The sequence below is a fragment of the Streptomyces sp. R33 genome (assembly GCF_041200175.1).
Classification (GTDB): domain Bacteria; phylum Actinomycetota; class Actinomycetes; order Streptomycetales; family Streptomycetaceae; genus Streptomyces; species Streptomyces katrae_B.
The window spans coordinates 1,692,672-1,717,426 of record NZ_CP165727.1 but is presented as its reverse complement, the minus strand read 5'-3'; the positions used below and the strand labels follow the sequence as shown (position 1 = coordinate 1,717,426).

The 24,755-nt window shown below is 69.1% G+C and carries 18 protein-coding genes and 1 pseudogene; 8 read left to right on the top strand and 11 right to left on the bottom strand.

Annotated features, from left to right (window positions below):
- Window positions 1–108 precede the first annotated feature (108 nt).
- From AB5J51_RS08345 to AB5J51_RS08320, 6 genes are all read left to right on the top strand, one after another.
- Entirely contained in the window at window positions 109–588 is a 480-nt protein-coding gene (locus AB5J51_RS08345) for a hypothetical protein (RefSeq protein WP_369777318.1), read from the top strand.
- Window positions 567–2,294 (top strand): family 20 glycosylhydrolase, encoded by a 1,728-nt coding sequence (locus tag AB5J51_RS08340; protein WP_369777317.1) that lies wholly within the window; start codon window positions 567–569, stop codon window positions 2,292–2,294. The genes AB5J51_RS08345 and AB5J51_RS08340 overlap by 22 nt, the downstream gene beginning before the upstream one ends.
- 297 nt (window positions 2,295–2,591) lie before the next feature.
- Entirely contained in the window at window positions 2,592–3,707 is a 1,116-nt protein-coding gene (locus tag AB5J51_RS08335; RefSeq protein WP_369777316.1) for a hypothetical protein, read from the top strand.
- Between the two features lie 6 nt (window positions 3,708–3,713).
- Window positions 3,714–5,603 (top strand): hypothetical protein, encoded by a 1,890-nt coding sequence (locus AB5J51_RS08330; protein ID WP_369777315.1) that lies wholly within the window; start codon window positions 3,714–3,716, stop codon window positions 5,601–5,603.
- The gene (locus tag AB5J51_RS08325) at window positions 5,600–6,901 is read left to right on the top strand and encodes a KH domain-containing protein (RefSeq protein WP_369777314.1); all 1,302 of its coding nucleotides are present in this window, start codon (window positions 5,600–5,602) and stop codon (window positions 6,899–6,901) included. The genes AB5J51_RS08330 and AB5J51_RS08325 overlap by 4 nt, the downstream gene beginning before the upstream one ends.
- Complete coding sequence (locus AB5J51_RS08320) at window positions 6,898–8,895, top strand: VWA domain-containing protein (RefSeq protein WP_369777313.1); 1,998 nt, start codon at window positions 6,898–6,900, stop codon at window positions 8,893–8,895. Before AB5J51_RS08325 ends, AB5J51_RS08320 begins: the two co-directional genes overlap by 4 nt.
- A 197-nt stretch (window positions 8,896–9,092) precedes the next feature.
- Here AB5J51_RS08320 and AB5J51_RS08315 read toward each other — a convergent pair whose 3' ends face one another.
- Window positions 9,093–9,959: a hypothetical protein gene (locus AB5J51_RS08315; RefSeq protein ID WP_369777312.1), complete on the bottom strand. Its 867-nt coding sequence runs from the start codon at window positions 9,957–9,959 to the stop codon at window positions 9,093–9,095.
- 1,094 nt (window positions 9,960–11,053) lie between these two features.
- Between AB5J51_RS08315 and AB5J51_RS08310 the strand changes: the two genes are divergently transcribed.
- Window positions 11,054–12,139, top strand: a complete 1,086-nt coding sequence (locus AB5J51_RS08310; protein WP_369777311.1) for a hypothetical protein — start codon at window positions 11,054–11,056, stop codon at window positions 12,137–12,139.
- A 248-nt stretch (window positions 12,140–12,387) separates the two neighbouring features.
- Here AB5J51_RS08310 and AB5J51_RS08305 read toward each other — a convergent pair whose 3' ends face one another.
- The 10 genes and pseudogenes from AB5J51_RS08305 to AB5J51_RS08260 form a co-directional block, all read right to left on the bottom strand.
- Window positions 12,388–13,833, bottom strand: a complete 1,446-nt coding sequence (locus AB5J51_RS08305; protein ID WP_369777310.1) for a cytochrome P450 — start codon at window positions 13,831–13,833, stop codon at window positions 12,388–12,390.
- A complete protein-coding gene (locus AB5J51_RS08300) occupies window positions 13,830–14,453 on the bottom strand; it encodes an ATP/GTP-binding protein (protein ID WP_133896277.1) in 624 nt (207 codons plus the stop codon). The genes AB5J51_RS08305 and AB5J51_RS08300 overlap by 4 nt, the downstream gene beginning before the upstream one ends.
- Entirely contained in the window at window positions 14,434–14,790 is a 357-nt protein-coding gene (locus AB5J51_RS08295) for a DUF742 domain-containing protein (RefSeq protein WP_136225127.1), read from the bottom strand. The genes AB5J51_RS08300 and AB5J51_RS08295 overlap by 20 nt, the downstream gene beginning before the upstream one ends.
- Window positions 14,787–15,176, bottom strand: a complete 390-nt coding sequence (locus tag AB5J51_RS08290) for a roadblock/LC7 domain-containing protein (protein WP_053788756.1) — start codon at window positions 15,174–15,176, stop codon at window positions 14,787–14,789. Before AB5J51_RS08290 ends, AB5J51_RS08295 begins: the two co-directional genes overlap by 4 nt.
- A gap of 20 nt (window positions 15,177–15,196) precedes the next feature.
- Window positions 15,197–16,600: a sensor histidine kinase gene (locus tag AB5J51_RS08285; RefSeq protein WP_369777309.1), complete on the bottom strand. Its 1,404-nt coding sequence runs from the start codon at window positions 16,598–16,600 to the stop codon at window positions 15,197–15,199.
- A gap of 915 nt (window positions 16,601–17,515) precedes the next feature.
- Window positions 17,516–18,451 carry a hypothetical protein gene (locus AB5J51_RS08280; RefSeq protein WP_369777308.1) on the bottom strand — a complete coding sequence of 312 codons (936 nt, stop codon included), beginning with the start codon at window positions 18,449–18,451 and terminating at the stop codon, window positions 17,516–17,518.
- A gap of 14 nt (window positions 18,452–18,465) precedes the next feature.
- Window positions 18,466–19,335 carry a papain-like cysteine protease family protein gene (locus AB5J51_RS08275; RefSeq protein ID WP_159047272.1) on the bottom strand — a complete coding sequence of 290 codons (870 nt, stop codon included), beginning with the start codon at window positions 19,333–19,335 and terminating at the stop codon, window positions 18,466–18,468.
- A gap of 889 nt (window positions 19,336–20,224) precedes the next feature.
- Complete coding sequence (locus AB5J51_RS08270; protein WP_369777307.1) at window positions 20,225–20,848, bottom strand: hypothetical protein; 624 nt, start codon at window positions 20,846–20,848, stop codon at window positions 20,225–20,227.
- 142 nt (window positions 20,849–20,990) lie between these two features.
- Entirely contained in the window at window positions 20,991–22,976 is a 1,986-nt protein-coding gene (locus tag AB5J51_RS08265) for an RICIN domain-containing protein (protein WP_369777306.1), read from the bottom strand.
- 894 nt (window positions 22,977–23,870) lie between these two features.
- Window positions 23,871–24,227: pseudogene (locus AB5J51_RS08260) on the bottom strand (DDE-type integrase/transposase/recombinase); the annotation flags it as partial.
- Window positions 24,228–24,332: 105 nt separating this feature from the next.
- Here AB5J51_RS08260 and panD point away from each other — a divergent pair.
- Entirely contained in the window at window positions 24,333–24,752 is a 420-nt protein-coding gene (gene panD / locus AB5J51_RS08255) for an aspartate 1-decarboxylase (protein WP_053788764.1), read from the top strand.
- The last annotated feature ends 3 nt before the right edge of the window (window positions 24,753–24,755 follow it).

Here is a 24,755-nt window from a genome sequence, read left to right as displayed (position 1 = left end):
GCATGGCGCGTCCCTCACGCCACAGAGGGTCGCGATGTGTGACATAAAGTGATTAGATGGGCACGCGATGTCATCGTTTCAGTCGCGTGCACATACCTGGAGCCCGCCATGGCCCGGATCACCTTCAACGGTGTCACCATCGATCCGCTGAGGCAGTCCCACGAGCTGGCCAGCGCGTCGCTGGTCTCGGAGGACGCGTCCGCCTCCGACCATCTCCTCGTCCGGACCACCCGTATCCCCTCGGTGCAGGAGAAGGAGCAGCTCGCGGAGCTGGGCGTACTGGTCCATGAGTACGTACCGGAGAGCACCTATCTGTGCGGGTACCGGCCTGCCGACCTCGGTGCCGTCCGGGCCTCGCCCTTCGTGGCCTGGGCGGATGTCCATCTGGAGGGCTTCGAGATCGCCCCTTCGATTCGGCCAGGCGGGTTGCACTCCGATCTGGCCGATGACGTCCAGCTCACGAGGAACAGGATGCGTCTCACGCTTTCAGGAGACCACCTCGGCGCGCTGCGCTGCACTGGTGCACCCCACACGCTCCGCTCGGCCATACCCGGCTGGAGGCAGCCATGCGTCTGCTCAGATTGCTGATCGCCACCGCGTGCGCGGTGTTCGCACTGGCGATACCCGGCGTCGGCCCCGCCCAGGCGGCGGCCGCCGGGCCGCCGCAGACCATACCAGCGCTGCGTCAATGGACGGCGGGCACCGGTACGTACACCTTCACCGACGCCACCCGCGTCGTCGTCGACCCCGCGCACACCGCCCAACTGGCCGACGAGGCAGCCACGTTCGCCCAGGAACTGGGCGCGCTGGCCGGGCGCAGCGTGGCCGTCGTCACCGGGAGCGCGGCGACCGGTGACATCGGGCTCAGCCTAGGCGGCGCCGCCCTGCCCACCGAGGGCTACCGGATGACGGTTGCGGGCTCCCTCACCATCCAGGCCGGGACCGACACCGGCGCGTTCTACGGCACCCGCAGCGTCCTCCAGCTTCTGCACCAGTCCACCGCCGTGCCGGCCGGCACGGCGGTGGACTGGCCCGCCAAGGCCGAGCGCGGGCTCATGGTCGACCAGGGGCGGAAGTTCTTCACCGTCGACTGGCTCGAGCAGCACATCAAGGAGCTGGCGTACCTCAAGCTCAACTACTTCCACTTCCACCTGTCGGACACCTTCGGATTCCGTCTGGAGAGCTCCACGCACCCGGAGATCGTCTCCGCCGACCACTACTCCAAGCAGGACATCGCCGACCTGGTCGAGCTCGGCCGCAAGTACCACGTCACGATCGTCCCGGAGATAGACACCCCCGGTCACATGAACGCGGTCCTGGCCGCGCACCCCGAGCTCAAGCTCGAGAGCAGCTCGGGCGCGGTCAGCAACGACTTCATCGACCTCTCGCTGCCCGGCTCGTACGCGCTGATCGAGGACCTGATCAACGAGTACCTGCCGCTGTTCCCGGCCCTGTACTGGCACATCGGCGCGGACGAGTACGTCGCCGACTACGGCAAGTACCCGCAGTTGCTCAGCTACGCCCGCGCCCACTACGGCGCGAACGCCACCGCCAAGGACACCTACTACGGGTTCGTCAACTGGGCGGACGACCTGGTGCGGGCGGGCGGCAAGACCACCCGGATGTGGAACGACGGCATCAAGTCCGGCGACGGGACCCTCCGTCCCCATCCCGGCATCGTCGTCGAGTACTGGTACACCTACGGCCTCACCCCCCAGCAGCTGGCCGACGCCGGGCACATCGTGGCCAACGAGTCCTGGACCCCCACCTATTACGTGCTCGGGGGCCCGAAGCCCGACACCAAGTGGATGTACGAGACCTGGACCCCGGACCGCTTCGAGGGCGGCAACACCCTGTCCGACCCCGCGAAGAACCCCGGTTCGCTGATCCACGTCTGGTGCGACATCCCCACCGCCGAGACCGAGGAACAGATAGCCACCGGAATCATGTACCCGCTGCGCGCACTGGCCCAGCAGACCTGGGGATCACCGAAGCCCGCGGCGACGTACGCCGCGTTCACCCCCCTCGTCGCGGCCGTCGGGCACAACCCCGCCTGGCCCGGCCTCGCCCAGCCGGGGAACCTGGCCCTGGGCCGTCCGACCACCGCCTCCAGCACGGAGACGGCGAACTTTCCGGCGGCAGCTGCCACCGACGGCGACCCCGCCACCCGCTGGTCCAGCGCCTACAGCCACCCGCAGTGGCTCCAGGTCGACCTCGGATCCACCCAGAACGTCAGCCGCGCCGTACTGCGCTGGGACGGTCCCGCCCGAGCTCTGCCCCGGCCCAGGCCCTGACCGGCGGATCGCAGCCGGACGGCCGAGGGGCCCAACCCGTGCGGTTGGCCGGGCCGTTGGCGTAACGATTCGCACTGACCGCCTCTGATCTGATCCGCAGAACATATGTCAGGAACGGCAGTAGCATGCGTCACAGGAGCCGGGACCGACGGTGGGGGGTACATGTCCGTACAACGGGGCACGGCGTGTGTCGTTTTCGATGTCGAGGGGCTAGGGGGCGGACCACCGCCGACTGACTGGACGGAGGGTCCCCTGCCGGTGCGCTTAGCCGCAGGAGTGGCCGATCGGGAACGGCGGATGACGTACTTCGAGCCGCGCGTCGGAGAGTCCCTCTACGGGGCGACCGGCCACCCTTCCCGCTGGCACCGTTCCATTGCCCCTCTCCCTCATACCCCCGGCGGGACGCCCGCCGCGCCGGTGGTGGAGGCGATGGAGATGCTGCGCCTGCCTCCGGTCCTGGCCTCGGACGCGCCACGGCGGGCCGTCGTCGTCCTGCACGTGCGGCTGTCCGGCGATCCGCTGAACGACCTTCCGCGGCTCCGCGACCTGACGGCGATGAGCGCAGAGTACGCGGGACTGCTGCCCGCCGGGGTCCGGCCCCTCGAATCCGAGCGCAAGGCATGGGTCCTGTCGCACGTCACGTTCGACGACGGAGCCCTGCCCGAAGTGATGCCGCCGCCGTACGCGGGGTGGGGCGCCCGCGACCAATGGCTGTGGCTGTCGGCGTCCGCTACGCCGGTCGATCACTTCCCGCCCGATCCGGAGGACGACGGGCTGTTCGCCGGGAGGGTCCGGCTCTCCGCGGACTGGCAGGCGCTGGTTTTACGGGACGGCGCGGCCTTCGTCGGCACGTCACCGGACTCAGGCGACGACGCCGGCTTCCACCCCACGGCCGCGTCGCTCGTCCACACCGTCTACCTCGATGCGTTCCTCCTCGGGCGTTGGCAGGTGCTGGGCGTCAACTTCCTGGCCAATTCCCTGGCCCGGCTGCCAGCGCGGCCGGCGGAGGCCCGTCGCCTGCTCGACCTGGAGCGCAAGCAGATCGAACTGCGGCGGGCGCTGTGGTCCTCACACATCACCGTGCACGGCAACGCCAACACGCTCCTGGAGCGCTTCCAGGAACAGCACCGGCTCCCCGGACTCCTCGCACAGGCCGGGACGGCGCTCGCCGACGCAGCCCGCTACGTGGAGACCGCCCGTGCCCGGCGCAGCGGCCTCGCCGTCGGGCTGCTTTCCACCATAGGGCTGCCGTTCGCCGTCGCCTATGCGGCCGGGGCGCTGTGGGGGGAGCCCGGGCCGAAGACGCTGCTGTTCAGCACGCTCGCGGCGCTCGCGATAACGGTCGTGCTGTTCCTCGCGATCCCCGCCGTGCGCGGGCTCGCGTCCGCCGAACTTCGAAGGCCGGAGGACTGATTTCCCGTGCTCGTCACGCTTTACCGTTCGGGACCGCTGAGGCAGCGGTTGGCCAAGGGGTACACGGTGATCGGCCGGTCCCGCGACCGGGACCGGTACGGGCTGGAGACCCGGGCGGCGATCACGGCACGGGTGCTGGCCAAGCCGCCACGCTTACCCGTCCTGCCCACCGGTGTGCCCTTGACTCTGCGTCCTGTCCCGCGGGCCGCGACCGCGGTGTGGATCGACACGGGGCAGGTCGTGCTGCACGACCAGGCCATGCGCAGGGCCGTGGCCGGGGCGTTGGCCGAGGCCGTCGCCGTCGTGGCCGGAGAGACGCAGAAGGCCGGCGGTCTCCTGGTGCCGAGCGGATGGGTTCCCGGCGGAGGTGACGATCCGGCGGGAGGGCTGTGTGCGGACCTGCATTCCCTTGAGGTGGTCAGTGACGTGCAGCGCGAACTCCTCTGCAACCTGGTCCGCGAGTACTCGCCTTCCTTGATCTCCCTGACCGCACGCCAGCTCCACGGTCCCGCGTACGCCTCGGCCCGGGGTTCCGCCCGCCTCTCCCGGGCCACCGACCAGGTCGCGACGCGCTACATCGCCTCCTTCTCCCCTCAGCACCTCGACCGTGTGCGGGCGGCGCTGAAGCGCAACGAGCGGCTGGCCCGGCTTGAGGCGATGGACGTCAACCCGCTGGGTGAGGCGAGCCTGGCGGCGGAGGGCGACGTGGCCCTCCGTCTCTTGGACGCCCAGATGTCCATCTCCTCGGCCATGACACACGCGCTCGTCGTGCAGGCGATCGCCATGCGGGTCCGGGACCTGGAACGAACGGGCCAGCGGGTGCGCTCCGTCCCACAGCCCGTACTGGAGCGCAACCGCTCACGGGCGATCGCCCACGGTCTGGCGGCACAGTTCGACGTCGAGCAGCGGTCGTCGGCCGGCGGACCGGCGAAGCCGAACGGTGCTCGGACGAGCACGACCACCATGGTCACGGCAGGGCAGGCGGTGTCGGCGATGCTCGCCGAACTCCTTCCGTACTTCCGCCAGCTCGACGCGCACCCCGACGAGCTCTCCCAGATCTTCCTGGGTCTGGAACTCACCGCCGACGCCTCTTCCGACGGCTTCGTGCGCAACGAGAACGACCTCCTCGCCAGGTGGCACGAGCAGGACACCGGCCTGCTCACGGCCGACCGGCTGGCGCAGGGGCTGAGGTCACCCGAGTGGCTGATCAAGGATCATGTCAGCGCCGCCAACCTGGAGCGTGCGGCGGGCAGTACCTCGGCCGCCCGCGTCTGGCTGGCCGGACAGCTGGCCCCCGCACGGGCCGTGCCGGGCCGGCAGAACGCCACCGGGACGCCGGGGCAGCGCCGGACGGCCGCGGCGGCCGGCCGCCCGGCACCCCGTTCGGACGGACGCCGCGGACCCCACGCCGGTCTGTCCGCCGACCGGCTCCTCGACCTGGTGGCGGGTGAGGACAGGACACCCGCCGAGATCGTCGAGGCGCTGCGCGCGTACTGCCGCTCGGCCACCGAGGCCGACCTCACCCGGCCGTTGCAGCAGCGGGACCGCGAGGAGGCGAAGGCCCTGCGTCGTGTGCTGCGCCCGCGGCGCGCCCAGCAGGTCAGCTGCGACACCCCGTTGTCGTCGTGGGACGAACCCGCTGCCGGTCGTGCGCTGAACAGCGCAGGCGAGTCGGGTCTCGCGCTCCTGCACTGGGACGTGTCCGAAGCCGACCGCCCGCGGGTACGGGCGGGACTCCGGGCTCTCGGCCGGCCGCCGGGCGGCGTCAGATCCGTCCTGCTCACCGACACCACGTACACCGGAAAGGCGAAGGAACGCCGCGGCACGGTGGAGCTCCTGCTGGTCGCACCGGCGGGAGACGACAGGACCGACGCCACCGAGGAGGCCACCCGATGACCACGGCACATGTCGCGGCCGCCGTGCCCGTCATGCTGGATCTGCGCGCCCACCGGAAGGTGCCCGGATCGCCCGATGGCTACATGGCGTTGTGGGGGCTGCTGGAGCCCGTCCTGGTGACGCTCGATCCCCGGTCGGGACCGCGGGTGCGGCTCGACCTCGGGGAGGAGGGAGAGGTCGGGGTCTGGTTCCTCAGCCCGGCTACGGCACCCGTGCCCTTCAGCGCGGCGACCCCCTTCGCAGTACGCGGAGTTCTGGAGCCGCCGAGGGTCAGGTACGTCTGCGACACGTGCCGGGCCTCCGGAACGACCACCTATGCCCCGTTCACCTGCACCGGCTGCGGCACCAAGGAGAAGCCCGGCCGGGTATGCGACGCTCACGCGGTCTTCCTGGAAGGCAGCCTCCGGGCGTCCTGCGTCCGGCACGAACCCACCTGCCGGTGCGGCCGGCCGGGCCGCGGCTGGTGCGGGGGCCCGCGCTGCCGTTCGGGGCGGGCGTGGTGCGACGACCACCTCGTGCCGCACCCCGGGGATGCCTCGCTGGCCTACTGCGTGGACTGCCACGCCGACCGTTTCCCCGCCTGCGAACGGCCCGGTTGCCCGTCCACGGGGCACATCCGCTGCGAGCACCTCGGCCTGGACGACGCGCGCGCCTGCGGCCGTCGCGTCTGTGGCGAGCACGTCATGCGGTGGCAGATCTACGGATCCCGGAGCAAGGGGCTCGCGCTGTGCGGCCGGCACCACAGGGACTTGCGCGGTTCCGCTCCCGAGGCCCTGGTCGCCCTCATCGTGGCGGGTACCGTGGCGCGTTCCCAGGCTCGCCGTGGCAACCGGTTCGGTGGACGCAGGGCGGCGTTCCTGCCGCGGATCGGCATCGTCCGGCACATCTTCATCAACACCTGCCAGCGCGTCCTCGACATGGGGGCCGTTGACGCCCTGTTCGTACGGCTCCAGGACGATCTGCGGCGCCGCGGCGGCCGGGACGGCGGCAACCTCGTACAGACAGCTCTGCGCCTGCTCGACGAACAGGCGGCGTCACGCCGCGAGGACGTGCAGCGGTTCCGCGACAGCCACGAAGAAGGACGGGGGCACTTCGCACGGCTGCGGACGCTGCTGCAGCAGTCCGGGAAGCACGAGCTCGCGGATGCCGTCACGTTCTCCGACTACAGGCGCAAGAGCAACATCCTCTTCGTACGGGTCCCCCAGGAAATGCGCAGCCGGTTCATCGGCACCGGCGGCGCGGTGGTTCAGGAACTGCGGACGCGGCTCGGTATCAACATCCAATTGGAGCGGGAATGAGTCTCCCCGGTTTTGCGCCGGACAACACGCGGCTGATCACGGCGACCGGGCAGGGGCTCGTGGCAGGCAACCGGCTGGCCCTGTCCGTGCGCCGGCTCCCGGCGGAGACCGCGGGTGTGCTGCTGGTGCGCGGCGTCGGCTCCGACCGGTCCGTGGCCGTACGGCTGGTGCCCGTCCCCCAGCTGCCCGAGGACGTACTGGTCGTTCCGGAACAGCTGGCCCTGGAGTACGGGCTGGCGGAGGCGCCGTGGAAACTGAGGCCCGTGGAAGCGGCGGTGCCGGCGACGGTGGAGCTGGAGTCACCAGCCGAACTTTCCCTGGACGAAGCCACCCGACGCGTACAGAACTCGACGCTGCTGTCCGGCCACGTCTTCGTGCACGGGGACGGTCAGGGACGCGCGGACGAGTGGATCGACGTCGACGGGCACCCCTTCCGGGTGCGCTCCGTTGCCGATCGGTCCGGTCAGGCGCTGAACGGACTGGTCAGCATCGGCGCGCAGACGAGGATCAGCGTGTTCGCCCCGGGGGTGCGGAGCGCTGTCGACATCGTGGTGCTGGCCGACTGCAGCGGCTCCATGGGGGCCAACGACATCCCCGACGCGCGGGAAGGCTTCCGCATCCGCAGGGACCTCCGAGTGACCCGGATGGAAGCACTCAAGAGGGCCCTGCGCACCATGATCGACGCGCGGGCTCAGGTGGACGGCCTGGTCACGCGGTTCGCCCTCGTGCGGTTCGACCTCACCACCCAGGTGCTCTTCCCCGGCCGGGACGGCATGGCCGAGGTGACGACCGCTCCCGGCGACCGCAGTCTGGAGCAGCTGCGCGGTGCCGTCACCCTACTCAAACACGGTGACCAGCCCACCGACATCGGAAAGGCCCTGCACCGGGCCGGGGAGCTGCTCTACCGCCACGGCGTCCCCGACAACGACAAGCTCATCGTCCTCGTGAGCGACGGTGCGCACTGGGCGCCGATGAGCGAGGACCGCAGCGGCGAGTCGGTCGTCGGTACGGAAGACCCGGTGTCGACGATGGAGGAACTCCACACGGAGCTCGGTATCCGGCTCCACGCGGTGGGGATCAGCGACCAAACGCTCTTCGGCCGTTGGTGGGAGGACTACTGCAAGCAGCAGAAGGTACGTGTCGAGCCGCCCCAGCACCTGGTCCCCAACCACGAACTGCTCCAGCAGCTGGCCGACGTCGCCGGCGGCGACCGGCACCGCATCGGCGGGGTGGAAGTGCTGGAGGAGTACTTCGCGGAGCTGGGCAGCGGCATCGTCAGGTCGGTCGGCTCCCCGGCGCAGAGACGGCTGCCCACGCTACAGCTCGACCCCGGCGCCGTCGCCGCCGCGCCCGGCCGGCCGATGGTCGCCCCCTCCCGGCGGGAGCGCTGGGAGGCGCGGGTGGAGACCGTCCTCGGGCTCTACTCGGAGATCTGCGCGGCGTCGGTGCCCCGGCTCGGTTACGCGCTGTTCGACGCGGCGCCGCCGGTCGATCTGCAGCGGCTGCGCCGGATCACCGTGAGCCACATGGACTTCACCGCTTGGCTGGCGGCCGCCGACAAGGTGTTCCACGAGCGCATCCACACATCCGTCCGTTTCCCCAAGCAGGACCCGAAGTACGTGGCGAAACTCCCCTTGCCCGCCCTCGCGGAGCCTTTGTGGGACGGGCGGTTGGGAGAAGTACACGGACTGCGCAACTTCTTCCTCCACACCCCGGAACACGAGAAGCGGACGGAGGAGAAGAACCGCCAGGTCGGCGAAGTGCTCTTGAAACACACAGGGATGTACGCGGTGGGCGAGGAGGACGCCGAGGGCTGGCAGCGGCTGCAGGGAGGCCTCCTCGGCAACCTGGAGGGGATGCTGAGCGAAGTCCTCGAACTGCTGGTCTCCCCGCCGCCCGGCCAGGGGGAGCCCGCTCCCTCCCCCGTCGGGCCGGCCGCCCCTGCGTCGTCCGCGCCAGCGGGCGTACTTGGTGTCGTACAGCAGGGCTGGTGACTTGACCGACCGCCACCGGTCGAGCGGACTCGCCTAAGGGCTGTCCCGTAATCCCCGGCGGGCGCACGACGACAGCTACGGCGCCTCGCTGCGTTGTCGGAACATCCGCATACGCCCAGTATGCGGACGCCCCTCCGCCTTGCGATGCACCGCATCTGACGCCGTGCGCTGATCCGCCAGGGATTACGGGACAGCCCTTAGGCTCGCTGCCGGAACAGCGCCACGACCCAGCGCAGGAGCCGCCGCCACGTCGACCGTCCGTCTCCCGCGCCGAGCACGGGAGACGTCGCGGCGGTCTCCCGCTGTGCCCGCTCCGTCCTCCTCAGCCGCCTGGCGCGGTACAACTCCCTGTCCGCTGCCACCTTGTACGAGGTGTACTGCAGGACTCGGGCCACCTCCTCGTCCATCCGGGCAGTCGCGTGACCGTACGGGAGGACAGCGGTCGCGGAGCGGAGCAGCTCGGCGTCCCTGCTCCGCTGTTTCCGCCGCAGCTGCCGGAGGATGTCCGGCAGGCGTCCGGGGCGCCCTTCCACGGCGGCGAAGAGCACTGCGACGGCGCAGTGTTCCAGGCTGCGCACGCGGAGATGGTCGTAGAGGTCCAGCGCCCCGTCGAGGTCTTCGGCGGCCTGGTGGACGGTCGATACGAGCAGTTGGCGGTCCTGCCGGGTCCGGAGGTTCTTCATGACCTTCGCGGTCCGCGCGGGCCCGCTTCTGAAGAGTCGCGAGATGTCACGCCGCAGCAGTTGCCGGTTGCCCTCCCGCATGACGCTCCGCAGGTGCTCCGCCTGGTCGATGGCCGAGCCCGGGAGGGGTGTGCGATGGACGGGCACGCTCGAAGGTGCCTTGGGTGCGGGCGGGCGCGGCGTCTCCTTCTTCGGGCGGACGCCTTCCGTCTGCTTCTGGAGTGGCTTGCCCGGTGGGAGCGGGTTCTCCTGCAGGGGCCGGATCTTCTGCGGCGCCGGCACCTCGGTACGGGGCCGGGGGCCCGGCGATGCGGGGGTGGCGGGCGAGCCGCCGCCCGACGGCGTGGCTCCACGCTCGACGGGCAGGATGATTCTGTCCACCGGGTGCTGCGTTCCAGACTTCCGCGGCTTTCGCGCCATGAAGCCTCGTCCTTCCCGTTCCGTTCCGAAGGTTGCCGCCGTGCACCCCTCATGATGCCCAAGAGAGCCCGCGGGTGAGATGGGGTTGCTCCCGCGGTGCGACGCCGGCTGTCGGTGTCCCCACCCACCGTCCAGGACGTTGGCACCGCAGTGGCCTGACGGAACGTACGTCAGGCCCTCTCCGACGCAGACCCTTGCGTGCGCACGGCACTGGCAAACGCGAAGGAGGAAGGGCCAGCCCCGCTGCGTCGTGGAGCAGACCTTTGCCCTGATCCACCAGTTCAAAACGACTCGCCATCCGATGGGAACGCAGAGTCGACGCGAAGCTGCTCCCATTTCGCGCAGCCACTTTGTGCCGAAATCGCTCGCCGCGAACGGACGAGGCCGACTGACGAGCGTTGGTTGATCATGGCTAGCTTTGGGATCGAATTTGAGCCAAGTTGACCCGGAAGGATCGTTTCATTCCACGCGAACCGGCCTCAATCGCAGGCCGAGGATGGCTACGCGGGGTTGCGGATTGGCCGGGGTGGGCGCACGTTTTGGAGCACCAAAGGGTGGGAAGGGTTCGGCGTCCGTCCCCGTCTCAGTAGTGGATCGTCAGCCTGTAGGCCGTCTCGGAGGGAGAAACCATGCCCCAGGAACCGACATTCGCGATCCTCGTCCAGTCCCTGATCAAGGGGTATGGCCCGGACGCGCCAGAGACCCGCCACGGGTTGAACTCGAGCTCGTGACGGGGCGTCACCGGTTCGCATTGCGCGATGTCGGGACTCTGGTGGTCTGCTCGCGGTGCTCGCGCAACATCCGCATGTCCCGGTCACACAGACGCCGCCGCGTGACCATGGGCATGCACGCCGCAGAGCTGCTGCGGACGTGGCGAGTACGTGGGAACCAAGGCGGCATGGGCGATGCGCAATGCGCCCTCACGAGGTGCCCTATGTGCTGCACGTTCGCTTCCTCGCCCACTGCACGCGGCTTCTGCCGGCCCCTGCATCTGCTCAGGGCGCGCGGGGGCGACACGCAGCACCGATGCACGCCGGAAGGGAAGCGGGGATCTCATGACAGTGCACGCCATCAAGCTGCCCATACTGCGGATGCCGTACCCGGTGCGGGTGAATCCGTACCTGCTGGCCCTGCGCGAGGAGACCGAGACGTGGGCGCGAGAGATGGGCATGCTGGACAGCGGCGAAGCACCGTCGGCCCGCCGGGCAATCTGGACCCTGAACCAGTTCCACGCCATGGCCGTTGACCAGCTGACCGCCTGGGCTCTTCCTGACGCCTCACTCACCGACCTCCGGCTCAATCACCGGCTCAACCTCTGGGCTCTGGCCTGGGACGACTACTTCGCCTCCGCCTTCAAACGGACGGGCGACCTCACAGGCGCACAAGCCTTCACCGCCCGCCTCCATGCCTTCCTGCCGCCGGAGCCGGGCGCCCGGTTGCCGGAGCCGACCAATGCCGTCGAAAGGGGCATGGCCTACCTCCAGCAACGGCTGTTCCCCCCGAGAATGGCGCACTGGCAGCAGGGACTCAACCGTGCCCTGGCAAGGTACATCGACGCGGGAGTTCAGGAACTGGCCAACAGCCGTGCCGGGCGTGTCCCGGACCTCATAGAATATGCCCAGTTCCGCCGTGAAAGCTTTGCCGCCTATACCGCCCCGTACTCCGTCGAACTCTCCACTGGTGCACGGATCCCTGAGCAAATCCGGCACAGCCGAGCCTTCTGCGCATTGCTCGACGCCTTCATGGACTACATGGGAATGGCGAACGACATTGCTTCCTATCAGCGAGAAGTCCATGACGAACACGACGTCAACAACCTCGTCATAGTCCTCCAAACATCCCTGCGCATCACCGTCCAGGAGGCGATGCGTGCGGCCGCCGATCTGGTGACCGCCCGACTGCGCCACTTCGAGCACCTCATACGGAGCGAACTGCCCCCGGTCGTCCAGCGAGCCAGGTTGAACCACGGCGAACGGATCGAGCTGGAGGCGTGGCTCCGGGGAGCCTGCAGTTTCCTGTCCGGCCTCCATGCGTGGTACGCCGGGGCGCCCCGCTACGCCCCCGCAGACGGTCCGTTTCAAGAGCAACGGACTTCCACTGCCGCCGTGCCCGTCGGCGAGCAGTGCGTCTCAGCGTCATGAGGCCTCACGACCCCGACGCACGATTGATGGGCGCCTTACGACGAGCCCGGCCCGGCCGCAGACGCCGAACGCCTGGGTCGGGGGCTGCGGACGACCTGCTCTTCCTGCACAGCCTGCCGGCTCAGGAGTCACACCCGACGGTACGAGGACTCGGTTGGTGCCCGTCCAGCTGTGGGGAGGCTGCCGACCCGTGCCGTCCGGCAGCCTCCTCGGCTGTAGTGCTCGGCTCTTGATGTGAGCTGCGAGACCTACAGCCTCCGCAGAAACTGCTTAAGCCGCGCCCGCCACGAGGTGCGGGATTCGGTCGGGCGCAACAACGCGGGCTCGGATAGCGGCCCTTGGGGCGCCGTCGGCATACCGATACTCGGCGGGGGCGCGGCCGGCAGCGGTGTCAGCACATCATGGGCTTCCGGGCTGCGGGACGCGAACTTCACGGGCAGCGCCGTCAGATGCCGCGACCAGGTGGAGGAGCGCCAGGTGAGCTCTTCCGCGGGCACGGCCAGGCTGATGTCGGGAAGCCGGGTGAGCAGGATGTCGATGCCGGTGTCGGCGATGACACGGCCGATGTCCTGGCCGGGGCACTCATGGGCGCCGGCGCTGAAGGACAGGTGGGCGCGGTTGTGGTGCACGCGGGTCGAGGGGTTCGGGCGGACCGCCTTGTCGACGTTCCCGGCGGCCAGGCCCAACAGGAGCATGTCTCCTGCCTTGATCTCCTGTCCTCCGAGGGAGGTGTCACCGGTGGCCCAGCGGCCCGGGCACACCATCAGCGGTGGCTCGTCCCAGAGCACTTGCTCCACTGCTTCCGGCAAGGTCATCTGGCCGCCGGCCAACGACCCGCGGAACCGCGGGTCGGTGACCACCATGCGGAGCACGTTGGACATGAGATTGGCGGTCGTCTCATAGCCCGCGAGCAGGATGAGGCGCAGGTGGTGCTGCACCTCCTCGTCCGTGAGGCCGGCCGGGTGGGCCATCAGTACGGATGCGATGTCCTGCCCGGGCAGGGCGCGCTTGGCGACGACAAGCTGCTCGAGGGTCTCCAGCACATAGGCGTTGCTCGCGAGCGACGTTTCGGTGCCCTTGAAGAGGTCCCGGGCGGCGTGCACGAGCTTGGGGCCGTACTCGTCCGGCATTCCGAGCAGGTGGGTGAGCACGAGCATGGGCAGGTGCTCGGTGAACTGACCGACCAGCTCCGCGTTGCCCGTTTCGCAGAACTCATCGACCAGCTGGTGCGCGAAGCGGGTGATGTGGCGGCGGATTCCGCGTTGGTCGAACTGGTTGAGGCCGGCCGTGACCGCGCCGCGCAGGCGCTGGTGCTCTTCGCCGTCCGCACATACGCAGTCGGGTCGCCAGCCGATCATCGGCACCAGCGGCGAGGTGGTGGCGTCGATCTCTCCACTCTTCCAGCCGTGCCAGGTGCGGGGGTCGCGGGAGAACTGGGTGGAGCGGCTGGCCACATCACGGTTCTCGAGGTATCCGAGGACGAGCCAGGCCCGTACGTCCCCGTCGAGCAGGACGGGCGCCACCGGACCGTGGGCGGCACGCAACTTTTCGTACAGGCCCATGGGGTCGGTCTCGGCAGCGGCGCCCCAGAGCGGGGTCGCTGCGTCGAGTCCCGTGGCGGTGTGGGCCGGACAACCCGGGGGCGGGGTGAGCCCTGGTTCCGTACTGGTGTGGTCGGCGGGCGGGACGGTCATACGGTCTCCTGAGCGGCGGCGAGGGTGCACAGGTAGCCCATCAGCGAGAGCAGCGCGTCGCGGCTGGACGACCGGTCGCGTGCGTCACAGGTGATGATGGGCACCGATTCGTTGAGCGCCAGAGCAGTACGCAGGGCTGGTACCGGGTGCTGCGGCGCCTCGGGGAAGGTGTTGACGGCCACGACGAAGGGGACGCGGCGGTCTTCCAGACGGGTGATGATCTCGAAACAGACTTCGATCCTCCGGGTGTCGACGAGGACCACGGCACCGAGCGCACCTTCGAAGATGCCGTTCCACAGGAACCAGAAGCGCTCCTGTCCCGGTGTTCCGAAGAGATAGAGGATCAGGTCCTCGTTGATGCTGATGCGGCCGAAATCCAGAGCAACGGTCGTGGTGTTCTTACCTTCCGCACCGGGATTGTGGTCGATCCCGACGCCGGCCTGAGTCATGGTTTCTTCGGTGGTCAGGGGCGGGATCTCGCTCACCGCCCCGACCATGGTGGTCTTGCCCACCCCGAAGCCGCCGACAATCACGACCTTGACTCCCCTGGCGCCGTGCGGCAGCAGCACGTCCGAGCGGCGGGGGCCGGCGGCGGGTGCATCAGAGCCTGCGTAGTCCATGGATCACCGCCTCCAGAAGGCCAAGTTCGGGGACCGCCGCGACAGGAACGGGAGCAGTGGCCTGAACTCGCTCGTTGTCCACGAGCTTGGAGAGCAGCACCGTGATGACGCTGAACGGCAGGCTGATATACGCGGAAATCTCGGCCACCGACAGCGGGTATTGGCACATGGTGAGGATGGCTGCCTGCTCGGGCTGCATACCGGGTTCGGGTGCGGACCTCGATGTGATGAGGGTGACCAGGTTGAAGGCTTTGGCTGAGGAACCCGGGCCACCGGAGATGACATAAAGCGGCACGGGACTGCCTTCGTCCCATGCGTTCTGGTTCTGTGACGTCACATCGCCTGCCCGACGTCCTCACGAGGCGGGCTGGTCATGTGCTGGCCGATCCGGACCACCAGCGTACGCATGCGGTCGCCCAGCAGCCCCGCGTCCACCTCCGCATCGGCCAGCACCGCGAGATAGGCCCCGGGTCCGGCCGCCATGAGGGAGAAGTATCCGCCGTCGACTTCGATCCCGACCATGTGGGTCGAGCCGTCTCCGTGCGGGAACTTCTGTGCGATGGCCTTCGCCAGGCTCTGGATGCCCGAGCAGGCAGCGGCGATCGCGTCAGCGGTGTCGGGCTCCGTGTTCGCTTGACCGATGCACAGACCGTCCGATGACAACACGACCACGTGTCGCACGTACGGGACGCTGGCTGCGAGCTCCTTGAGCATCCAGTCCATGTTGGGCAGTGGCGGCACGGTTACTCACCCTCGTCTGATGGCTCGTTGGTTCGAATGGAAGGTCCCGTACTCGGTCTCTTTTCGCCGCTGAACGCCTCCCACATCAGGCCCGGCTGCCGAGGCGCGTCGGCCTTTCCCGGGGTGGCGGCCGGAGCGGCGGGGGGATGGGGGGCCGTGCGGACGACCGGTGTCGGGACGGGCGACTCGCGTCGCCGTTGAGGCAGTCCGTTCACCGTCTTTTCGGCCTCGACGGAATCTGCTGCGGCGTCGCGCGTCATCGTCGGCCTCGGTACGGTCGGTGCGCCCGTGGGCCTCGCCGCGAACTGTTGGACTTTCGAGTCAGGCTGCTGAACCGTGGTGATCAGGCGCCGCGGAACGAGCACGACGGCCCGCACGCCTCCGTACGCGGAGGTGCGCAAGTCGACGTCGAGGCCGTGCTCGCGGGCCAGTCTGCTGACGACGGGCAGGCCGAGCTGCGTTGCCTCGCCCAGGTCGGCCAGATCCATGCCGTTTGATGTCTGAGCCATGACGCGGTCGATGCGCTGGCGGGCCTCTTCGGTGAGCCCGACCCCACGGTCCTCGATCTCGATCGCCACACCAGAGGGCACCTCGCTCGCGGTCACCTCGACCGGGGCGTGCGGCGGTGAGAAGGTCGTGGCGTTGTCGAGCAGCTCGGCGAGCAGGTGGATCAGTGGCTCGGCGCCCCGGCCGATCACAGCGACTTCTGTCACCGACTGCAGCTTCACGCGGGGATAGTCCACGATGCGTGACATGGCCCCTCGCACGATGTCGTAGAGAGGGATCGCCTTCGACCACTGACGCCCGGGCCGGGCGTCACCCAGTACGGCGATGCTGGCCGCAAGGCGCCCGATCAGGGCGTTGCGATGGTCGATGTCCTGCAGGCCATGGGAGACCACTACATCGGTACCGTGCAGGATCTGCATGTCGCGCAGGTCCTTGGCGAGTTGATGCACGATCGCCTGGACCCGCCGGGCGATCGCCACCAGTGCCCGCTGCGACGAGTCCCGTGTGCGTTCCTCGGCATCCACGGCTTCCAGGAGCGTCCGCAGAGCTGCCCGGAGCGCTTCGGCGAACTCGCTGTCGAGATGTTCCCCGAAGGGGACGGACTGCAGGACTTCCGAAGGGGGCTCCCCCTTCTGCAAGCGGGCGACAGCCGCGGGGAGGAGCTCTTCGGCGAGCCATACAGTGGTGGCCCGCTGATCGGACAGGCGCGCGCGCAGCACGGTCTCGCGCTGCGCGTAGTACCGCTGTACCTCGGCATTCGCCCGCGAGTAACGGGCCGCCTCTGCCGAGCGCGTCCGGCGTGCCGTCTCAGCCGAAGTGATGGCCGTCAGGACGACCGCGACGAGGCCGCACCAGGCAACCGGGGTGCGTATCTGCGCGGAAACATAGATCAGCGCCACGACGCAGGCCCCAGCCAGGACACCAGGGGGGATTAGCCATGCTGGAGCCAATGCACGTGGCAGCGCTCTAGGGGTTGAACCTGCACGAACCATCGAAGGGTCCCTAAACAGTCTGGAATTAGTGGACTGGGCGTGATGCGGTGCGACGACAAGAACGGTCGGGACTTCGCTCGGCCGGGCAAAAATGTTCTAATGGGTGTGCCCGACGGGCCGGTTCGAGATCGCATTGGTGGTCACGCCTCTCTGCGGCCGGGCTCCGTCTGCGCGCAATGCGACGTTCGACTCGCGGTGAGTGCAGCGCAACACGCCAGGCGAGCATAGTCAGTTCGGGTACGCCAGGTGGCCTTGACTGGAGTGAAAAGCTCCGTTGATCGATCTGGACCCATAATTGATCGATCTCCGCCATGACGCACACTGCAAATGGATGGAATCGACTGCATCCAGCAGCCTGCTGCTCATGGCTCCAGCTCCGGCCTGCGCCGACTCTGGGCCCGTGCGTGCCATGGAGCAAGGACGCCTCTGCAGGCACGGCATTGGCGTCGTCGTACGTCAGCGCTGTCTGTCGGGTGGCCATTCGCCACGCCAAGGAGCCTTGCAGCTGCGGTCTGGTGGCACGCCTGCAGAGGAGCGCGAAGGGGGCGGTCAGTGTGCCCATTGCGCGCCGGTCAGGCCGACCGCCGCTGCCAGTGCGGCGGCTGCGGCGATCAGGCCGGCGAGTGCGGCGGTCAGGTCGAGCCAGTGGTTCGAGCCGCGGCATTCGCTCCGCCCCTCACCACCAGAGACACGGCGCCACCGCTTACGTGGCGCACGATCTCCTCGGCGGAACAGGCCCTCGGCAGAGCGCCGCGCCCCCGGAAGTTGCACCGGCGCCGGCCCACATATCCCTGTGGACCGACGCCGGGTGGATCTGTGCGGTTAGCGCACGGCGGCGGCCGGGCGTCGGCGGCGCGCGTAAACCACCGCACCGGCGATTGCCGCCAGGGCTGCGGCCCCGGTGGCGGAGATCGGCTGCCAGGACGCCTCCGTCTCCGGTTTCCCGGATGCGGCGGCGACCTGCTCCGGCTGGTCCTCCACGAGCCCGCCGTACCCGCCGGCCAGGCCCTTGCGGTCGTACTCCGAGCCGGGCATCTTGTCGCCGTAGCGGGCGGTGACCAGCTTCTGGTAGGCGGCGAGGGTGATGCCGCGCTTTCCGCCGAGGCCGCTGTTCGCCTCCTCGTTGAGCGGCTCGACCATGCCTTCGGCGGTGAGCCGGTACCAGGCGTGGATCTGTGGCTCCGTGAAGGTACGGGCCTGTGGAGTGCCGCGCTCGGCGAAGCCGACGTCGGCGTCCCCGTCCCGGATGCCGGCCAGCTGCCAGCCCTCGGCGCCGACGTTCTGCGGGCTGCTTCCGGTGGTAGGGGTGTTCCCCTTGGGTGCGAGCAGTACGGCGGCGTTCTTGCCGTCGGAGGCGGTCACCCGGGAGGCCAGGTAGGAGAGCCGGATCGCGGTCTGCGCAGTCGCCTGGGTCTTGCCGGTCACGAACTCGGGGCTGATCTCGAACATCGGCACCGGGTCCTTGAGATCGAACCCGGGCGGCGCGGCGACCGCGGCGGGTGCGTTGCCGGGGGTGCCGACGGTGCCGCCGTCCGCGCCGGGGCTCGTGCCGTGCTGCCGGGCCGAAACCAGGAAGCGGGAGACCGTGTCGCGGAGTTGGTCGCTTCGGACGGCCTGCTGGGCGGACGGGTAGCCCGCGATGCCGTCGCCCTCCGCAGCCTGTGCGGGAACGATTCCGCTCAGGGCGGCGGCGAGCGCGGCCGTGGCGAGGACGGCGGCCCGGACTGCCGTGTGCTTGGTGTCTCGCGTGGTCTGCATGGTCGGTCTTCTCCTCAGCCCTGGATCCCGATGCGGGAGTGGGTCCACTGGAACGAGTTGTTGTTCACGTAAGTGGCGTGGTTCCACCAGGTGTAGGTCTGGGTGGTCTGCCACGGGTCCCCGACCGCGACCATGTTGGTGGCGCTGTCGTAGCCGTAGATGACGTTCATGTGACCACCGCCGGTGCGCCAGCCGATCCGGACGGCGAACGGCCGGCCTGCGGCTATCTCGGCGGCCGACTCGCTGAACGAGGCGTTGCGATACAGGCTGCGGCCGCTGTTGCTCAGCCCCAGCCTGGCCAGGCCGTTGGCCATGTCTTCCAGCGTCGCGGGCTGGTTGTTGCAGTTCACCCAGGAGCCCTGGGCGGCGAGTTGGCAGAACTGCTCCTGGCTGACGGAGAAGCCCCAGTGTTTGGCGATGGTCACGCCGGAGGCGTCCCAGCACCACTGGGTCCTGACCTGCTTCTGCATGTCGATCTTGAGCGTCTTCGCGGTCGTCGGGGCAGGGGTGGGGGTGGGTTTCGGGTTCGGGCTCGAACCGCAGACCGGCAGGGGGGTGGTGTTCTCTTTGATGAAGGTGTCGGCGATGTAGTACGAGCCGGTGAAGATCCACCGCGGGTTGTTCTCCACGGTGTCGCCGGTGGTCCGGCAGGACATCTGGATCCTGTCGCCTACCTTTGAGGAGCCGTTCACCTGGGCCGAGAGGGACGGCTTGGCCCGGTGGTTGATGGTCCTGTAATTGCTCTGCCCGCCGATGACCGTGCCGCTGACCGCATCGGCCTGGGCGAGGGCATTGAAACCGAACAGCAGACCGCCGGCGAGTGAGGCGGTGCTCGCGGCGATCAGAGCTTTCTTGCGGCGGGACGCGCGACGTTTGTGCATCATGCTCCTTGGTCTGAGAAATGCGTGAACTTGCTTGACCGGCAACCTGGTCGTCCGGTGTGCGGGACACATACCGGGGGCGCGGCTGCGGCCCCTGGCTCGGCGGCCCCGCACTCCGTCGGGTGGTTACTTCGGGCCGAAGGTGAGGATGCTGCGGGGTGGCGTCCGTAGCCGTTGATTCCTTGGACCAGATCCGCAGCGGGTCGGTGCCCGTGCTGGTCAGGGCCGTGCTGTAGCTGGTGCCCAGTGACGCGGAGGGTGTGGCAGTGGCCAGCTGGGCGCTGTGGACGGCTGAGCCGTTGGGGATGGCCGCGAACGTGCCGAGCGGTGTGGTGTCTAGGGTGGGCTTGGTGGTGAATGTCGTGCCCGCGCTGCTCCAGGTCCCGGTGACCAGACTGGGGAGACGGTGTCGGCCGTGCCGACGCCCGTCTGGGTCGAGGTCTTGACCTGGAGTGCGGCGGCCTTCAGGGCCTGGCCGGCCGGGGCGGCCGGCAGGTTGAAGCGCAGGTGGGTCTCGTACGCCGGGTTGCCGCGGACGGCAAGCGAGGGGACGTGCCGATAGTGGCGTGGCGCTCGGGGTGACCTGGTCGGTATAGGTGTTCTCGGCCACGGTGGCCTTGGTGAGCGTGGCCGAGGGGCCTTGACCACGTTGTAGTGGTTCTGGGATCTGGGCCTGGGCCAGCCCCGACGGGTAGAGGGCCGTCTCGTCGATCTGGCCGGCGAAGAAGTTGCTCGTCGGACGGTCCGGCCACCAGTACAGCTCGTCGCCCGATATGCCAGTAGCCCGCGTACGGCTGGATGCCGCTGGTGTTGCCGCTGACGGAGGAGTCGGCCACGTACGGGCTGGTGGAACGCAGGCCTGGGCCACACGACGGCCCGGTTACCGACCGCTTCACCCGTCGCCCCGCGCCTGCCTGCGGGCTCGGGCCCGGCGGACCAGCAGCATCCCGCCGGCGGCCCCCGCTAGGGCGGCCACGGCCACGCCCGCCGTGGTCCACGAGAAGGTGCTGCCGCCGCCGGCCGGGGCGGGCGATGCGGATGCGGCGGCCGAGGGCACGGCCGTGGCCGAGGGGCTCGCAGGAGCGGGAGCGGTGGGCGCGGCGGAAGTACTGGGTGGCGCCGGGTCGACGACCGGTACGGAGACCTCGCGTTCGGCGTGTCCCAGTGAGGGGAACCCGACGTGGACGTGCACCTTCCAGGTACCGGCCGGCAGGACCTCGGCCGTGCTCCAGCCGGTGCGCGTGCCCGCGTCCCGGACCAGCTTCCAGGGGCCCATCGCGCGGCTGCCGTCCGCGCTGGTCGCGTTCACCGTGGCGGCGACCGCCTCCTCGATGGCGTCCCCGTCGTTCTCCCAGGTGATGTCGGTGGTGAGGTGGCCCTCCCGCTGCCCGTTGATCACGACCTTGACGGTGTCGCCGTGGGCCTGGGCCGGGGTCGCCAGGGCCACGGCCTGGGCGAGGAGGAGGAACAGGACCCCGCGTCCGGTACGGGCGGGGAAGCTGTGGCGTGTACGCATCGTTGTGGTGCTCCCTGGTGCGGTGGGATGCGAGTGGCCGCCACCGCTGCGGTGCGGCGGAGGTGCGGTGCCGTGAGGGACCCGGCGGACGGCCGCATGGGGAGTACAGCCGTCCGCCGACGGTTGATCAGACGGTCGAAGGTCAGCCGACCTTCTGGACCGTCCAGACCTGGGACGCGCGCCCGTCGGCACGCTGGAGGTCGAGCAGCCAGTCCCCGTAGTACGGCCGGTTGCTCACGGTGAGGGCGTAGCCGCCGCTCGCGTCGGTAATGGGGGTGGTGCCGGAGCGTGAGTTCAGCTTCCACTGCTGGGTGGGGGCGTTGCCGCACGCCTGCTGGGCGATCCACATGCCAGCGGCGGGGGCGCCGCCCGCCTGCAGGCACTTGCCCGAGACCGCGGACTTGATACGGACCAGGCCGCCGCCCGCGTCCTCGAACAGCCACTGCTGCTGCGCGTAGCCGTTGGCCCGCGCGCCCACGAGGAGGGTGCCGTCGGCGGCGCGGCCGCCCCACAGCTCGGCGGCCATGCCGGTACTGCCGTTGCTGAAGGTGTGGCGGGTGCCGGGGGTCGTGGTGCCGCCGCCGGCGCTGGTAGTGCGGAAGGTGGTGACGCTGCCGGGGCCGCTGTCACGGCCGGCTGCGTCGCGCACCGAGACAGCGACTTTGTACTCCGTGCCGGACTGGAGGTTGTAGATGTTCAGCGTCTGGGACTGGACCCAGGTGAGGTGCTTGCCGTTGAGGAGCACCTGGTACCAGGCGGCGCCGTCGACCTTGGGCCAGCTTGCCACCGCGGAGCTGGACCGGACCTGGCCGACGGTCACGGCCGGCCCGCCACCGGGCTTCTTGGTCGGGGTGGGGGTGGGCTTCGTGGTGGGCTGCGGGTTGGGGTCGGGGTTCGGGTTGCCGCCCTTGCCCTTCATCAGGAACTGGTTGTCGGCGATGTTCCAGTGCGTGGCCAGGTAGCTTCCGGCCTTGGGGTTGGTGTGGAAGTAGTCGTCGTGGTTGCAGTCCAGGATGTTTTCGGCGGCCTGGTTGGTGCACACGTTGCGCATCTGCGGGTAGTACGGGGTGTCCGAGTAGCACATGACGTCCCACTCGTCCGTGCAGTGGGCGCCGCGGCTGGTGTTGGGGGCGCTGTTGTTCACCGCGCCGAGGTTGTGGCCGAGTTCGTGCGCGGCGGTGTGGCCGCCCCAGCAGCCGGAGTCCGTACGGCCGTAGGAGGGGCCGAAGTTGCTCTGGTTGTTCTGACCCGGACGCTCGTCGCCCGCGAAGGTGCCGATGCCGCAGTAGACCTGGGTGTCCGAGAAGATCATGTACTTGCGGTCGCGGCGGTCGAGGCCCTTGGCGGCCAGCGCGTTGTTGGTGGCGCTGAACTCAGCGAGCGCCGAGGCGGGGAGCTCGATGTTGAGCACGGTCGGCGTGCAGTCCGCGGCCGTCACGTAGCGGATGTGGCGGACGCCGCCGGTCTCCTGGGCGCTCGTGGAGTAGATGAGGTCTGCGTCGGCGGCCCACTTGCGGAACGAGGCGACGTATTCGGAGTAGCGGTCGCGGTCGGGGCCGTGGACGTACACGACCTGGACGCGGTTGCCGGTGCTGCCGTCGCCGTCGCACTGGACGGTCTGCCCCGAGGGCCCGGCGGCCACGGTCTGGCCGCTGCCGCCAGCGGGTGCCGGCGCCTTCGACGCCGGGGCCTTGGCGGTGGCCGCGTCGGCGGCGGGCGCGTCCTGAGGACGCCCGCTGCCTGCAGCGGCAGCTGCTTCGCCGGACTCCGGGCGGGCCGGATCGGCGGCCACGGCCTTGGTCTTGACCGCAGGGGCGACGTCAACCTTGATGTCGACGTCCTTCGGCGGGGCGTCGGGACCGTGGCTGCAGAGCCCGGCTTCCGTGCGGTAGACGCCGACGCACTTGTCGCCCTTCGGCGCGGCCTTGAGGCCGTCGAAGACCATGCCGCGCGCGGTGTCGTTGGCGGGCGCGTCAGGGATGGCCGCGGGCTCCGCATCGCGGACTGGTGCGGCGGCCGGTACGAGGGTGTCCGCGGCTGCGTCGGCCTGAGTGGTGGTCCCCGCCTGGGCGTTGTCGCCCAGTCCGGAGTAGGCGATGCCCCCCGCTATCACTGCCGCCGATGCCATGGCGGCAGTGAGGAGTATCAACCGGCGCGGTTTGCGCCGGTGTTCACGTTTCTTTCGACGGCTACCCGTCATGCGCACCTCAAATCCTTGGTCGGAGGAGTGGGTGCACGAAACCCTGCCAGACGGGCGGCGTGGAGAATTCGGACAAACAGGAATGGGCTTTGAGGTATCTGACCGTTACCTTGGCGGTCAAATTTGATGATCTGTCAACTCTCTTTAAAAGTAAGCTAGTTATGCGTGTAGACCAGGAAAGGTCCGGGCTTTTTCGATGGCGTCGTTATGGAATCGAGATAATTGAAGAGGCTTGTTGACGGTAATTCAGTCAGCGATTCACCTATTTACTACCGGCCGAATTCCTCCTGTTACGAGCAGTGAGGAATCCCTCCGTTCCGCCTGAGGATGACGACTCGGCGATGCGGAGGCCTTGATGCGTGACGGGTCCAGTTGCCGACGGGTTGTGCAGCCTGGGCCCGAACTGACCTCCTATGCCCGGATCTTCGTCTCGTATCCCGTCGCACTCACGCCCCCTGCAGGGGTGATCGGCACACACCGGACCGTGTGTCACTGGTGGACCCTTCGGCCTCCTCGCCCTCCTGGCCCGGGTTGGCCGTGATCGACTGGGCGGCGTGCGGGTGGAAGCGGAGGTGCATGCGATGGAGTGCGGCCGTGCATGGCCCGGATCTTCTCTATGAAGCGGGATATCGGAGGCGAATGAACTCTCGAAGCACCCGACTTCGGTAGCTGTACTGACCAGGGAGCGGTGCCTGACGGGGCGTTTACGCAGGTCAGGCACCGTTCTCAAGCTTTAGGAGAAGCCCAGCTTCTTGGGGGAGTTGAGGTTGTTCCCCGGTCCAGCGGCGTCCGTGGAGCAACTCGCGCTTGAGGCCCTGGAAAAGCGGGTTGTTCCCCGGTCCAGCGGCGTCCGTGGAGCAACTCGCGCTTGAGGCCCTGGAAAAGCGACTCGGCGAGGCGTTGTCGTAACTTGAGCCGACCCGGCCCATGCTGCGGCCTATGCCATGCAGGCGGCAGACCTCAACGAAAGCGGCCGCGCTGTACTGGGCGCCCCTGTCGGTATGGAAGACGACGCCGTGGACCCGGCCGCCGCGGGCGGCGACTGCCATCTCGATCGCGTCGGTGACCAGCGAGGTGCGCATGTGCTCCGCGACAGGTGCCGGCCGGCGAGTGGTTGATCCGCATCAGCCGGGTGACGCGCTTGCGGTTGATCCTGCGCCCTCTCGCCCGCAGCTCAGAAAGACCTGGGGACAGCTGACCGAACATGCGAATCGTTGTAGGCTCCGGAGACCGCCCTTGACCTGCGTGAAGCAGGCAGGGAGCAGACATATCGGGAGTATTCGCATGCTTCGTACCATGTTCAAGTCCAAGATCCACCGTGCCACGGTCACCCAGGCCGACCTGCACTACGTCGGGTCCGTGACCATCGACGCCGATCTGCTCGATGCGGCCGATCTGCTGCCCGGGGAGCTCGTCCACATCGTGGACATCACCAACGGGGCACGGCTGGAGACGTACGTCATCGAGGGCGAGCGCGGTTCCGGGGTCATCGGGATCAACGGCGCCGCCGCGCACCTCGTGCACCCTGGGGACCTCGTCATCCTGATCAGCTACGCACAGGTCGAGGACGCCGAGGCGCGGGTGTTGAAGCCCCGCGTCGTGCACGTCGACGCGGACAACCGCATCATCGAACTGGGCGCGGACCCGTCCGCCCCGGTGCCGGGAACGGACCAGGAGCGCAGCCCCCACGCGGTGGCTGTCTGAGGG

Coding starts and splice junctions, on each gene's coding strand:
- AB5J51_RS08345 (WP_369777318.1), top strand. CDS start 109: ATGGCCCGGATCACCTTCAACGGTGTCACCATCGATCCGCTGAGGCAG.
- AB5J51_RS08340 (WP_369777317.1), top strand. CDS start 567: ATGCGTCTGCTCAGATTGCTGATCGCCACCGCGTGCGCGGTGTTCGCA.
- AB5J51_RS08335 (WP_369777316.1), top strand. CDS start 2,592: ATGACGTACTTCGAGCCGCGCGTCGGAGAGTCCCTCTACGGGGCGACC.
- AB5J51_RS08325 (WP_369777314.1), top strand. CDS start 5,600: ATGACCACGGCACATGTCGCGGCCGCCGTGCCCGTCATGCTGGATCTG.
- AB5J51_RS08320 (WP_369777313.1), top strand. CDS start 6,898: ATGAGTCTCCCCGGTTTTGCGCCGGACAACACGCGGCTGATCACGGCG.
- AB5J51_RS08310 (WP_369777311.1), top strand. CDS start 11,054: ATGACAGTGCACGCCATCAAGCTGCCCATACTGCGGATGCCGTACCCG.
- AB5J51_RS08305 (WP_369777310.1), bottom strand. CDS start 13,833: ATGACCGTCCCGCCCGCCGACCACACCAGTACGGAACCAGGGCTCACC.
- AB5J51_RS08300 (WP_133896277.1), bottom strand. CDS start 14,453: ATGGACTACGCAGGCTCTGATGCACCCGCCGCCGGCCCCCGCCGCTCG.
- AB5J51_RS08290 (WP_053788756.1), bottom strand. CDS start 15,176: ATGGACTGGATGCTCAAGGAGCTCGCAGCCAGCGTCCCGTACGTGCGA.
- AB5J51_RS08280 (WP_369777308.1), bottom strand. CDS start 18,451: ATGCAGACCACGCGAGACACCAAGCACACGGCAGTCCGGGCCGCCGTC.
- AB5J51_RS08275 (WP_159047272.1), bottom strand. CDS start 19,335: ATGATGCACAAACGTCGCGCGTCCCGCCGCAAGAAAGCTCTGATCGCC.
- AB5J51_RS08270 (WP_369777307.1), bottom strand. CDS start 20,848: ATGCGTACACGCCACAGCTTCCCCGCCCGTACCGGACGCGGGGTCCTG.
- AB5J51_RS08265 (WP_369777306.1), bottom strand. CDS start 22,976: ATGGCATCGGCGGCAGTGATAGCGGGGGGCATCGCCTACTCCGGACTG.
- panD (WP_053788764.1), top strand. CDS start 24,333: ATGCTTCGTACCATGTTCAAGTCCAAGATCCACCGTGCCACGGTCACC.